Origin of the sequence: Exiguobacterium sp. TNDT2 (assembly GCF_003331145.1) — a bacterium.
GTDB lineage: Bacteria > Bacillota > Bacilli > Exiguobacteriales > Exiguobacteriaceae > Exiguobacterium.
This window is the reverse complement of the sequence record NZ_QLVE01000024.1, coordinates 1-13742: the sequence shown is the minus strand read 5'-3', so window position 1 is coordinate 13742 and position 13742 is coordinate 1. Positions and strand designations below refer to the sequence as shown.

General features: G+C 50.8%; 10 protein-coding genes and 1 other annotated feature. Of the genes, 6 read left to right on the top strand and 4 right to left on the bottom strand.

The window, feature by feature from the left end; genetic code table 11:
- Positions 1-11: 11 nt before the first annotated feature.
- Together DPV68_RS11610 and DPV68_RS11605 are read left to right on the top strand one after the other, a co-directional pair.
- Positions 12-707: a dihydropteridine reductase gene (locus DPV68_RS11610; RefSeq protein ID WP_114167091.1), complete on the top strand. Its 696-nt coding sequence runs from the start codon at positions 12-14 to the stop codon at positions 705-707.
- A 100-nt stretch (positions 708-807) separates the two neighbouring features.
- On the top strand, positions 808-2025 hold the full coding sequence (locus DPV68_RS11605; protein ID WP_114166973.1) for a hypothetical protein: 1218 nt from the start codon (positions 808-810) through the stop codon (positions 2023-2025).
- An 8-nt stretch (positions 2026-2033) separates the two neighbouring features.
- On the opposite strand, the gene DPV68_RS11600 is transcribed toward DPV68_RS11605, so the two are convergent.
- The 4 genes from DPV68_RS11600 to DPV68_RS11580 all read right to left on the bottom strand — a co-directional run bounded on the left by DPV68_RS11600 (position 2034) and on the right by DPV68_RS11580 (position 8146).
- Positions 2034-2612 carry an anthranilate synthase component II gene (locus tag DPV68_RS11600; protein ID WP_114166972.1) on the bottom strand — a complete coding sequence of 193 codons (579 nt, stop codon included), beginning with the start codon at positions 2610-2612 and terminating at the stop codon, positions 2034-2036.
- On the bottom strand, positions 2609-3940 hold the full coding sequence (gene trpE / locus DPV68_RS11595) for an anthranilate synthase component I (RefSeq protein ID WP_114166971.1): 1332 nt from the start codon (positions 3938-3940) through the stop codon (positions 2609-2611). The genes DPV68_RS11600 and trpE overlap by 4 nt, the downstream gene beginning before the upstream one ends.
- A gap of 51 nt (positions 3941-3991) precedes the next feature.
- Positions 3992-4214: a binding site (T-box leader), on the bottom strand.
- Positions 4215-4331: 117 nt separating this feature from the next.
- Positions 4332-6395: a WG repeat-containing protein gene (locus tag DPV68_RS11590; RefSeq protein WP_114166970.1), complete on the bottom strand. Its 2064-nt coding sequence runs from the start codon at positions 6393-6395 to the stop codon at positions 4332-4334.
- Positions 6396-6823: 428 nt separating this feature from the next.
- On the bottom strand, positions 6824-8146 hold the full coding sequence (locus tag DPV68_RS11580) for a nuclease-related domain-containing protein (protein WP_114166968.1): 1323 nt from the start codon (positions 8144-8146) through the stop codon (positions 6824-6826).
- A 247-nt stretch (positions 8147-8393) separates the two neighbouring features.
- Between DPV68_RS11580 and DPV68_RS11575 the strand changes: the two genes are divergently transcribed.
- The 4 genes from DPV68_RS11575 (at position 8394) to DPV68_RS11560 (ending at position 13403) form a co-directional block, all read left to right on the top strand.
- Positions 8394-8768: a nuclear transport factor 2 family protein gene (locus tag DPV68_RS11575; RefSeq protein ID WP_114166967.1), complete on the top strand. Its 375-nt coding sequence runs from the start codon at positions 8394-8396 to the stop codon at positions 8766-8768.
- A 172-nt stretch (positions 8769-8940) separates the two neighbouring features.
- Positions 8941-10248, top strand: coding sequence for an Ig-like domain-containing protein (locus DPV68_RS11570; protein WP_114166966.1), 1308 nt, complete (start codon positions 8941-8943; stop codon positions 10246-10248).
- Between the two features lie 249 nt (positions 10249-10497).
- A complete protein-coding gene (locus DPV68_RS15150) occupies positions 10498-10632 on the top strand; it encodes a hypothetical protein (RefSeq protein WP_255418325.1) in 135 nt (44 codons plus the stop codon).
- Between the two features lie 125 nt (positions 10633-10757).
- Entirely contained in the window at positions 10758-13403 is a 2646-nt protein-coding gene (locus DPV68_RS11560; RefSeq protein ID WP_232819624.1) for a S8 family peptidase, read from the top strand.
- Positions 13404-13742 lie beyond the last annotated feature (339 nt).

Here is a 13742-nt window from a genome sequence, read left to right as displayed (position 1 = left end):
GGATGAAGACGATGCAGATTTACTGGACACCGATTCAACAAGTCGTACAAGAAGCACCGGATACATACACGTTCAAACTTGAACTGCCCGAGGGCTTCATGTGGGACGAAGGGGCACACACGCACTTCGCGCTCGAAGGCTTCAACAAAGAAGACAGACCGAATCGGAGTTTGATCCGACACATGTCAATCTCGACGTTGCCGCATGAAGGCGCGATCGGTATCACGACCCGGGTCAAACCGGAGTGCTCGACGTTCAAATCAATCTTGCGTGACATGAACATCGGGGATGAGGTCGCCATCTTCAAGACGCATTCGAACGCGCCACTGAAGCGTGACGGGAAGAACGTGTACTTGCTGTCGGCCGGGGTCGGGCTCGCGACGTTTCGCCCGCTCGTACTTGATTATTTGGCGAAAGGGGAAGGAGTGCTGCACCTCCATTCGTTGAATGTCGACTCGTCGAAAGAATATTTGTTTAACGATGTGTTCGCGTCAACGAATGGATTCACAGCCGAGTTCGTCGACAATCGACGCGCCTACCATGAGGCAGTCGAAACACTCGCCGCAGACAAGGATGGCTTGTATTACGTCGTCGGCAGCGATGACTTCTTGCGCGAGACGATCGTGACGCTGCGTGAGCGGGGCATCGCGCGTGAACAAATTGTGCTTGATAAGCATGACTTTCAACTCGATGACTTTTTGAATTGACTCAGACCGGGGACCCGTTCCCCGGTTTTTCAATGCATCCTGGTACCTGAACCATTCATTTCCCTTTATACTAGGTACAACGGTCAAAGGGGGAACTCACATGGAATACTTGTATCTATTGCTTGGGATCGCATTCGTCGCGGTCGCTGTCCTCGTTTGGAAGAAGCGTCAGACAGCGGTTGAACCACCAGTCCCGCTCGATTCAGAAGACGATCCAATCGTTCCGTCGAGCGTCGCGCATGAATTGGTCAAACATGAGCAATCGGCGACCGTCCTGCCGGTCGTCATAGAAGACGTCACGAATAAAGAAGAGATTATGGTCGGGACGGACATGGCGCAACTGTTGAAACGGATGGTTCAATCTGTCGGCGTCCCGGCTGCGATGCAATCGCTCGGCCAAAAGCCTGCGTACGAACTCGTCTTCTCACCTGAAGTGGAGTCCGCTCTAAAGAAGGGCGTCTATTCATTGAAGAAGTCAAAAGAAGACGGGTATTGGCGAGCCATCGTGGTGGATGGGAAGAATGTGATTAAAGCGCAAGCGAATTTGAAGCAAGTGAACCCGCTCCAAGTGAGGCGAATCGCCTTAGACTTGGCGACGACGGTCGTCGCCCAAGAGCATTTACGCGAAATCAAACAGGCGCTCGACAAGATTGAGACGGTTGTCAACAAGTTGGTCACGATGAAGTTGAATGAATATCACGGACAAGCGCGCAGTTCGTTCAGCTATTTGGACCGCGTATACGTGTTCTTGAAAACAGATACTGTCGACAGCAAAATCACCCACCAACTTGAAAACAACTATAAGACGGACATCGACACGGTCTATGCGCTTCTCAAACATATCGATACCCCACTCGGGAAATTGAATGAACTGAAGAAACGAGCGCTCGTGTTCAAAGAAGCGACTAAAATTCAAGCGATGAAAGACGTCATCGGTGAGTTTCAAGAGTACGAAGAACTCGTCTATATGTTCCTTTTGAGTCTACAGGGTGAAATCCATGCGATGCGCTTGTTAGGCGACCCGGAAGAAACGATCGAGCAAGCAACGAGACAAGTGAACGCGATTGGCCAAGAATTTGAAGCGAAACGACAAGCGTTTCACCAAGGCCTGCAAAGCTACGAGCAAGAGTTCAAAGTCCGCTTCGCCTTGGCGAACCGTGAACGACATCAAATCCAGCTGATCGCGAACGAACGTGCGGCGGTGGAAGACCGGTCCGCAGCTCGAACAATTAACCGCGATTTCAAGGCAGAAATCGAACCGCGAAAATTATTCATCGTCTCAGAAGGGGACGACGTCAAAGTGTTGGCGAATCGATAAATCAATGCTCAGACCGAGGACACGTTCTTCGGTCTTTTTGTGTGACACAACGCGACGAATCGCTCGAATAAGTCCCGTCCGTCCGGTGTGCCAATTGACTCGGGATGGAACTGGACGCCGTACGTCGGGTGTTCGGGATGTTCGAGCGCCATGATGACACCCTCTTGCGTGTGAGCGGTGACATTTAACTCCGTCTCGTGGACGACGAGCGAATGATAGCGCATGACGTCCATCGGCTTCCCATCGAAGAGCACACCGGGTATGGTCTCAATCATCGACGTCTTGCCATGCATGACCTGTCTAGCCCGTCCGACCGTCCCGCCGAACGCCTCGGCGATGACTTGATGACCGAGACAGATACCGAGGATCGGGACGGTGCCAGAAAGTTCGCGGACGACGTTGAGCGAGACACCGGCGTCCGCAGGGCCACCGGGACCTGGCGAGATGATGATGCCGGCCGGATCGAGGTCACGGATCGCGTGGACCGTCAGCTCATCATTGCGGATGACTAACACGTCGCTGAACCGGGCGACATCCTGATACACGTTGTACGTGAACGAGTCGTAGTTATCGATGAGTAAAATCACGCGAACACCTCCAGTAACGATTTGGCTTTATGCAACGTCTCTTCATATTCCGATACCGGGTCCGAATCAAAGACGATGCCGGCACCAGCTTGAACATAGGCCTTGTCGCCTTGAACGATCATCGTCCGAATGGCGAGGGCGAAGTCGAACCCGCCCCGGACGTCGAGATAGCCGACGGCCCCGGCGTACACTTCGCGTTTCACCGTCTCGAGCTCGTCGATGAGTTGCATCGCCCGAATCTTTGGGGCTCCGGAGACGGTACCGGCCGGGAGACAAGCCCGCAGTGCGTCAATCGGATTCAAGTCGTCACGCAGTTCGCCCTCGACCTCGGAGACGAGATGCATGACGTTTTTGAAGCGTTCGACTTCCATCTGTTTCGGGATGGTGACCGACCCAACTTTAGCGACGCGGCCGATGTCGTTGCGGCCGAGGTCTAAGAGCATCCGATGTTCGGCCAGTTCTTTCTCGTCTTGAGTCAAGTCAGCGGCGTGGCGCATATCCTCTTCGACCGTCTTTCCGCGCGGGCGGGTGCCGGCGATCGGGTTCGTCGAGACACGAGTCCCAACGACTTGGACGAGACTCTCCGGAGACGCCCCGAGGACGATCGCTTCGCCGAGGTCGATATAAAACAAGTACGGGCTCGGGTTCTGTTTCCGGAGCGTCCGGTAAAAGTGGAACGGGTCACCGGTGAACGTCGCATCGATCCGTTGCGACAACACGAGTTGGAACACCTCACCGGCGAGGATGGCTTCTTTTGCCTGTAAGACGCGCTCGATGAATTCGTCTTTCTCGGTCAAAATCCGTTCACTCGTGCGGACGACAGGGGCGAGCTCGTGTGTCTTCGCCGTCTCGAGCTCAATCTTCAATCGCTCGAGCCGCGCGGAGCCGTCGTTGTCACCCGTATCGATCAAGATGACTTGTTCTTCGAGGTGGTCATACAAGACGACCATCTCATAGCGCTGGAACAATGCGTCCGGCAAGCCGCGCGTTTCGCCTGGTGTGTTCGGGATTGGCTCGTACGTGCGCAGCAGATCATAGCCGATATAGCCGACGGCACCGCCGATGAACGGATAGGGGGCGTCTTCTGTGTCCCGCTCGATCAACTCAGATAAGACGGCGAGCGGATCGTCCGCTCGCATCGTGCCCGAGCCGTCCGTCACGGTATTACCGTCGATGCGGATCGTCTCGACCGGGTTCGCCGCGATAATCGAGTAGCGCCCGTGTTTGCCTTCGGCCCGGCTCTCGAGCAATATTTTTCGTTCTCCTTCTAAGCGGTGGAAGATCGCCACCGGTGTCAGTTCGTCGCCGTTAATGATCAATTGTTCCATGTCATCTCCTCCTTCAAATAAAAAATCCCCCGCTCGACATGTCTAAAAGACATGAAGGACGGGGGACCCGTGGTGCCACCTTCGTTGGGGGAGTTCCCCCCACTCATCGCGAACCATCATTCGCTATCCTCGGTAACGGGAGGACCCGTCAGAGCCTACGTATCGGTCTGAACGCTCAAAAGCCCATTCACGCGAGACACGTCACCGGTTCGCATCGACCACCGGCTTTCTGAAGACGTCCCTTCGTGCTACTCTTCTTTCTCATCGCGAGTTCGTATGATGTTATCGCTACTTTAACGGGATGAAGCATGATTGTCAAGATGAGTAGCATATTAAACTTAAAGAAAAATAATGATGGTGCCTAACATTTCGGTTCATTGGGGTAATCAATTTATTTTACTTTGATGTATCCATAACGTTCATCGTTCTGAATTAATCCGATTCCGTCTTCTAAATTAGAGACCCAGTCATAAGTTGCTGCTACAATGACTTTTCCGTTTAAATCTAGATATCCCCACTTCCCGTGAGCATCTTCAAATGGAACACCGCCAGGAGCGATTTGACCAATCATTTGATAACTTTTGCTGATAACTTTTCCGTTCGTATCAATCATTTGATCGTATCTCTTTCCTTTCACCATTTTACTTACAATGGCTCGATGCTCACTATATTCGGTGGCTCCGTAATACGAAGGAGTGACAACGATTTTCCCATTTTGGTCGGCAAAGCCGTACTTGCCGTTTTTCGAGACTAAAATACGATTGTGTTGGAGAGAACCTTCTATCGAATAACCAAGTTTATTTAACACAATTGAAGCTTTCAATTCTTTCCCTTGAGTATTAATTAAACGTTCTTTTCTATTCCAAGTGACCGTTATGGTTTTACGTTCTTTATAAGGCATCCCCCAACCGAAACCGTGCACGTACTCATAGCGAGGTGTCACTACCCATTTTCCTCTCGCATTCATAATTCCATACTTCTCTTTACTTTCGACAAAGACGTTTCCATCTCCAAAGTAGTGACCTCTTGTATATTTAGCAGGGATGACCCATTTTCCAGATGTATTAATGAAGCCGACTTTTCCTTCAGTGGTTTGCACTTTTGCGAGCGATTGACCATCGAATTCAATTGGGATAGTGGAAGATGGCGCAAAAATAGTTTTTCGTTTCAAGTCCATAAGTCCCCATCTTCCATTACTTGTCTTATAGGTGACAAGCTTCGGAGTAACGACCGTCAAATCTCGATAGTTTGGTGATACGATCAGTCTGCCAGTCGAATCGCTCAAACCAATCGCCCCGTAAATGGTTTTATGATTGGTGGTACAGACTTCGACAAGACCATGGTTGAACGCACCGATTCGGAATGAACAACCGGTCACTTTCGGCTTACCAGTCGTTTGTCCATACTCATCAAGAAGAAGAATTTCTCCGTAAGTTGTCATAACTTGCATTTTTCCTTCAGACGGCCAACTGGCATTCCAAAATTGAGGTTTATATAGGATGGTCGGAAGCTTGACAGGAAGAATTTCTTTTTTATTAGCGGATAAGACGCGACTGCCGTCAGACTTCCAGTATAGCTGATCCCCGTCTTTAGTCAGCGCAATCGTCATTCGGTCGTCTAACCCGACCGAGATGACCGGAGGTGTCTCCATCCGTTCAGGCGTATTGACTTCCCGTTCGCCAATATAACCCCAACGCCATACGGAACCATCTGCTTTAACTGCGATTGTTTGGTTGTACGAACTTGTAAAGTCGATGGCGTTTGAAAAATCTTTTAGTTGTCGATATTTTAGCGGCTGATGTTCACCAATGTAATCCTCATTTACGGATATTCCTTGCCACACTGTTCCATCCGTTTTTTTAACAAATAAACCGCTATATGTTGACCAGAGGTGTTGGACATTTTGAATAGGTTCTTTTGTCAATGTGACACCCACCCAATCGATGAATGAAAAATCAGCGAACCAGAGAGAGTGATCGTTTTTCAGGAGATAGGCACCATCTCCATGAGGGATGACTTGTTTGATATCTGTTAATTCTTCTCTCGTATTATACACTTTCTCTTCAACATAAATGGATACGGTCTGATCATTATGTAGAATCGTTTGACCTGTATAGGAGTGGACATCTTGTAGATTGAGATTACGTGCTATGGCTTGTGAAGTCGAAGTTTCCCACGTCCATATGTCGTTTCCTTGTAAGACATCGATTGAATAGCCGTCAGTCGTTATTTGTCGGACGTTTTTAAACGGTAATCGTGTTTTCTTCGGTAGTGACAAAGTTGAATTTTCTTTAAATGAATAATGATCGACTGTACCATCCTCATTCAATATATAATGTCCTGAAGTGGTTGCTTGAACACTTTTCTTACTGTTAGCGAAACTAGTGGATGGGGACAAAAGTCCGAATGCAATGAATAAAATAAATAGAAAAACGAATGTGTTTTGTTTTCTCATCCTGCTTCCTCCTTCATCATCTCTCTATTAGTATAAAGAGAATTGGGTGTGAAGGTTGCCGCTTTGGTGTTGCAGGGAAATGAGTATTTGAAAAAATGATTCCTTTCTCCGTAAAAAAATACGCTAGGCATAAATGATATTGCAGGCGTCCTTCCGTCGAGTCCATCGAAAATTGTTAATAAGGACGAGAACAATAAAAAACTCGCAGCTTGAACTGCGAGTGTAAATAATCAACTTACTGTCGGTCAATCTTCTTTTACCAATCAGCGGATAGGCGATCAAGAACGATACCAGTGGGAAGATGATATTCCAAGATGTACGATAGAAGGAGTACAGGTCATACAAGAATCCCATGGCCAGTTCGATACCGGCGTTACACAACAGCGTGACGAGCTGCCAGAGGAACGGATCGATATATTCGAACATACTCATTTCTCCATGTCGTTATACGTCGACAACATCACTTGTAACGCATTCGAGACATGGGTGATGAACAGCATATTTTGGAGCAGATGATCGTATTCCTTCATATAATCCAGGTGCTTGAACGCTTTTTGCCCGAGGTTATGGGCTTTGAACAAGTTACGTAACGATTCACACGTTTCTGGAGAGAGTTGGTCCGGACCACGGGAAATGACCGTGTACAGCTGGTTCGGACGGATGACGACCCAATCCGTCTCGTTCTCAATTTTGGCGTTAGCGTTGGCAATCACGACGACCGGGTGGACGGTGAGCCGTTCACCGGTTTGGTCATAAATGAACTTTTGTGAGCCGTACACTTGTCGGTTCATCTGGTCGAAAATTTTAGACGAGTACTCGTCGACTTGCCAATCTTCGGTTTGGCTACGACGCGCATACCAGACCCCATCCTTGGAGATTTTAATGTACTGGTCACCTTTGGATTTGATGTTTTTAACTTCGACGGTGAAGATGCCTCGTTCGGAGAAGACGAGGGCGTCGCTCTCGACGGTGTGGCGCTCATCATAGGCGATGCGATTGCCGTACAGCGTCGTATAACTGTCTGCGTACTTGTCTAACTCTTCGATCACAACTCGTTCGCCTTCGATCCCGGCAGAGAGTGCCATGTATTGACCGTTCATCTCGTAGCTCCGTACTTTCATCGCGTCAAGCGTGTCGACGAGCGGTCTTGGGTGGATCAACGCCTGTTGGAATGATTCCGGGAGATTTGACTCACGGATAAATGTATTGAGGCGCTCGACATCGATGAGGCCGCTATCAAGCAACCGTCCATAGCGGGCGAACACTTCCTTCTTCTGACGCAATCGGTCTTCACTCAAATGGTCTTGACGAAGCTCGTTCAGACGAGGTGACAAGTTTGTCAATGTCGCCGCCGCTTCTTCGTTCGTCCACTCGACGGTCGGTTCATCGGCGAGGGCAAGGACGCCTCGGTCATATTCCCACGGGAGTGTGCGGAACTGCTGATCGAGCAACGTGATGTAACGCTCGGTCCGTTTCTGAACGCGTGCCTCTTTCGTCAATGTCGCTTTCTTCTCGATTTTTCGACGATATCGCTTCCGGAAAAGAAGGGACGGCAAATTGTACACCATGGCAATCAAATAGCCCAAAACAAAATAAGTAAAGGCTAGTAGAACGACGGACCAACCAAACCCTAAGTCAGAGATGACGGTTTCGACGCCTTCCCTTCTAAATAACAGCTCGAGTGAAACGAACACTACCATGAGGATGAGTGCAATTTTTGTATTTGACCTGACGTACTGTTGAAATTTCATAAGGACTCCTCAGCTTTCTGTAGTTGATTTTATTTCAGTATAGCGAGATTGTAGAGGGCGAAACCGTGTTTTTTCCTTATAAAGGAAAAGAGTTTTTGAAAAATTGGATTGTTTCTAAAATCGTGTACCTGTATCGAGAGAGACGGGAATGGAGTTATGAAAGTGAGAGCGGTTCTGACCAGGCAACATCGCTCCTGTCGATTAAATGAAATTATGCTATGATGTACGATGAAAGGAAGGTACAGCCATGGAAACACTCAATTTGAAACAACTTTCTGACGACCGGGCCGCGTGGCAACTTGCCGGTGACCTTGAATCGATGCGGTCCATCATGCATGATGAATTTCGTTACGTCGACTCGAGCGGGCGTCAGTTCGATAAAGAGACTTTTTTAGACCAGTTCGTTGACCCGGCCGCCGTCCAATGGATCGCCCAAGAGACGGTCACGTTCGATGAGACGGTCAAAGGCGACATCGCCGTCGTCCAATTGCTCCTTGAAGAGCGCTTCATCCTCGGGACGAACGCATACGAGGGCAGGTTCTGGGCGTTACATCTCTATATAAAAGAAAACGGCACATGGTTCTGGCAAGGCGGACAGGCGACGATGATTCACGAGACGTAAACGAGCGGCATCTCCATAGCGGAGGTGCTTTTTGTTTACTCGAAAGAAAGGGGAATGAAATTCTAAAAAAATATCCACTAAAATTAGAAAAATATGTACCTCTTTTTAAAATAATCCAGTAAACTGAATTTGTTGACTATTACGAGAGTTATTTTAGGAGGAACTATAGATTATGAAACAACCGAAACATTTGGCTCTTTTCCTTGCCGGGACGCTCGTCTTTGGCGGATTCACACCGGCCTACGTCTCAGCGTCGACGACGGTCGATGTGACAGCGCCAGTCGCTCCGACAGTGTCGGCTCCACTCCATACGTCGACGGAACTTGTCATCTCAGGTGAGGTCGGCGCGAAAGCCGAAATCGTTATCAACAGCAAGACGTATGTCCGGACGATTTTAGAGTCAGGATCGGCGACGTTCAAGATGGCCCCACAATCAGTCGGTAAAATCATCGACGTCCGTCTCGTCGATGCGAGCGGCAATGCGAGCAAAACGACGCGCGTCATCGTCGCAGAAGATGCAACGGCACGTCCGGCGGCACCGACCGTCAAACCGGTCACGAACTCATCCCGCGTCATGACTGTGCTCGGCGAGCCAGGTCAAAGTCTCATTGTGACGATCGGCAGCTCAACGTATTCAGGCAAGTTCGATGCGAGCGGCACATACCGCCGTACGATCTCCCTCCAAAAGGTCGGCACACCGATTTCGGCGCAGGCGAAGTCGAATAAAGGCGCACACAGTGACCTCGTCAAGACGAAAGTCGTGACGGACCGTTACGCCCCGAAACCGGGCCGTATCAATCAATCCGTCACGACGACATCGACCGGTGTTGCCGGTAAAGCGGAGCCATATGCGACAGCGCTCGTCACAGTCGGCTCTAAGACATATTCGGCACCAGTCATGTCGACGGGCAAGTTCGTCGTCAAAATCCCGAAACAGAAAATCGGTCAAAAGATGACGCTCGTCATCCGTGACGGTGCCGGCAACAAGAGTACGCCAGCTACGATCACGGTGCAACACGCGTTCTACAACAACTTCCATCGCATCACACCAGAAGGGATGCCGTTAATCCTTCATAAGGAAGTGTTCTGGTCGGACGGGTCGACGCGCTACGACCAGACGTTCGTGCCGTTCTTCCTCGGTGAGAAATCAAAGGCAGGTCTTCACTTCTTGTTGAGCTCTTATGCCGAGGACGGCGAGCCGATCTACTTTGAGAAGCTCCGCATCCGTGTCGGCAAGGCGACATACGAGGAGAAGATCCTTCCAGAGGACGCCGGTTATATCGAGTATGATGATGGGACGCTCGAAGAGACATATTTAGTAAAATCGAATCCGAAACTCGTCAGTTTCTTGAAACAGCACGTCCGTCCGGAGAATCGGATCGTCGTGACGATTGAAGGGGAAGACTACGACCTCGAATTCGCACTTGCAGGCGCAGAGAAGCGTGCGTTCATGCAAACACTTCAATACGCAGGATATTAATAGGGGGCCGGTGGCGACACCGGTCTTTCTCATGGGGAGAAACACGTGATGAATCCGAACGCATCATCGATGAACCGTTGGGGCAAACATCTCCTTACGCTTGTCGTTTTGAACTAGTGACTTCGTTCAACGTCATCGGGGAGAATTCCTATGAGACGTATATGCGCCAGCAGTATGGGGTCGCGTCCATTTCTTTTAAAGAAGAAAACCGTTCCTATTGTATGGTACGCGGGAACAAGTTTCGGGTTTATGAATGTGGAGGAGACCGAGTACGGGCATGACTACGGCAACCAGGTCACGTACAAATTCGTTAAGGTAGCTGGTATCAACGTCGATTTGACTGAAGATGAATACAATCTCAAAGTACTCGAAAAGAAAAAATGAACGATGGACAATTATATGACGACTGAATGAAATATAACGACATCTTTTCGTAACATTTTTGAAACATAGTCCGATAGTGTACGTAGAACAGATAGTCGATCACATTGATGAAAAGAGGGGAAATGATGAAACATCCGTTAAACCGCCTGATGGCCATCCTGACCATCCTGGCACTCGTCGTCGCGCTCGTCCCACCGAGCGTGTCGGCCGATTTAGGGGCAGGCATGACCGAGGCGCCGTTACTTACACCAGGGGAGGCTGTGGCATTCACGACCGGGACCGAAAAAGTCAACACTTACTGGTTCAAGATGGAGCGTCAAGCGACGTCGATGACACATATGGAAGTCACGCTCGAGGCAACGAAGCTGACGAACATCTCGATCTATCCGAGCGCCAACATGGCCGCGAAAGACGAGACGTTCGACCGGTATCGTTCGAGCGCGACAGAAGAAGACAAGGCCCAGACGGCCAAAATCGCTTTCCCGTACGCTTGGGAAGGGCCTTACTATATCAAGGTCGAATACATGCCGATGGAGAGCATGGGAGACGTGCCGGTCATGGAAGGGGAAGAAGTCGATGTGTCACGACTCGCTTCGGACATCAAGCTCGTCTATAACCCGGTCAAGCTGCCGGTGAAGTATGAGCAAGTGGGTGGCGACATGTGCGCCGTCGAGTCGGTGGTGCAACCGGAAGCGGAGCGCGATACGCTCCTCAAGCTCATCCGCCGCGTCCAGACGGAAGTATTGAACACATCCGAGCAAGGACGTGAGCTCGCATCGCTCTATTACCGGGCGTCACCGTATATCGTCAAAGCGGTCACGTTCGACAACACGAAACGCCAGGCGGCCTATGCCGACTTGTTGACGCTCCGTCCGTTACTGTCGGCACTCGTCGATGGGAAGAGCTATACGCTCACGAACGGGGACGCGGCAGCGATTAATCGGATGCACACGCTCGTCAAATCGAGCGTGCCGGACGTACTCGCCACGGACATCGAGGCGATTGCCGGCAAGATTGGTATGAACGGGCTCGCTGGGACCCCGCTGGACGAACTATTCGGCAAGGTCGGCATGACGGTGAAAACCGTTGATGCACCACGTTACATCATCAAATATAAATCGTCACCAACAAAGTCGATCGGCAAGATGAATGCGCTCCAAAACGTCTCGGCCGAACGCCTCGACATCGGTCGTCCGGGCGACCACTTCGCCCTCGTCGACGTCGAGACGGCGAGCCGGGACATGCAGGCGACGGCAAAAGCGACGATGTCGAAGGACCCGAACGTCGAATATGTCGAGCCGATTCAATCATACGAGGCGTTCGCGACCGACGCGAGCTTTGATTATCAATGGGCGATCAACCAACGTTCGCTCCTCAAGCCGTTCGCCGATTCTGGCGTTGGCCTTGACCGTTACGAAGCGTTGAACCTCCCGTCGCGGTCGATCAAAGTCGCCGTCCTCGACACGGGCGTCGATTATCGTCTGCTCGACTTGAAAGGGAAAGTCGATATTCAAAACGAGAAGAATTTCGTCGACCCGAACGGGGAAGGCGACGCGCTCGACGATCACGGTCACGGCACGCACGTCGCCGGTGTCATCGGTGCGACACGGGACAATGGCGTCTCGATGCGTGGGATGATGCCAAAAGTCTCGATTCTGCCGGTGAAAGTGCTCGATGCTGGCGGTTCGGGCGAGACGGACAACATCGCGCTCGGCATCAAGTATGCAGTCGATGCCGGCGCCAAAGTCATCAACATGAGCCTCGGTGGCGGCCAGAGCCAGACAATCGGTTATATGTTGAAATATGCGTATGACCGTGGTGTCATCGTCGTCGCGGCGACAGGCAACGACGGCGATTCGTCCGTATCGTATCCGGGCTCGTCGAAATATACGATCTCGGTCGGGGCGACGAACACGTTCGGCCTCGTATCGGACTATTCGAACTTCGGTCTCGGGCTTGACGTCGTGGCGCCGGGCTCGAAAGTCGCAAGTCTCATCCCGGACGGAAACGTCGTCTATATGGACGGCACGAGCATGGCGACTCCACACGTCACGGCGATCGTCGCCCTTTTGAAGTCGACACACCCGGACTTGACCGTCGAGCAAGTGCGTACGCTCCTGCAGCGTACCGCGGACCCGATCGCCTTCTCTGGAGGTGACGCGGTGCAAACAGACGAGGAAGGCTACGGAAATATCGATTATGAGGAATACGGGTTTAAGTTCCCGAAGTATTATGACATCCTCAGCGGCTACGGGAAAGTGAACCTTTATCGAGCCGAATCCATGCTGAAACTGAACGCAAACGGTGCGAGAGCGACGGACAACGCCGCGGTCTTTAACGTCTCGGCGAGATCGGGCACGGTCGTCGCCGTATACAACGAATCGAAACTGATCGGGAAGGGCACGGCGCATCAAGGCCGCGCCGCGTTCAAGCTGATTCCTCAAAAGGCGGGGACGGTGCTCCGTGTCGTCTATGAGAACGGTCAACTCGCCACGGGGGAACGTATTCTCGTTCAGGCAGGGAAACGTCCAGGCCAACCGGTCGTGACGCGTCCGGTGACCGGGGCGAAGACGGTGAGCGGGAAAGCGGAAGCAGGAATGGTCGTCATCGTCCGCAATGCGAAATATCAACTCCTCGGCAAGACAGTGGTCGGGCTCGACGGCACATTTACCGTCAAGACGCGCGCTTTAAGAAAAGGAGAGAAGCTATTTGTCCACGTGGTGGACACGAAAAATCGTGCCGGCAAGATGACCCAACTGACTGTACGTTAACTAAGAAGACAGGCGCATCTGGATTTCCAGGTGCGCCTGTTTTTGCTTCAAAGAGAGACATGACGATGTCTTTTCGCATATACGAAGACAAAAACGTTCAAGCCTCACGCCCTCTAGGTCGAAAGGCCGTGTCCGAACAATCACTGAGACGTTCCTTCCTCTGGTCGACTAGATATAAAGCCTGAGCGATTTCGATTTCAACGTAAGTAGTTGGCTCATAGGGTACAATGGATAACGAAGGACAAGATGGATAATTGTGGTTTTAATAAAGAGGTCAATGTTTTTGGTTTGGAAATCAAATAGACAAAAGATGGATGTTTAAAATCTAGAATGTAAAAT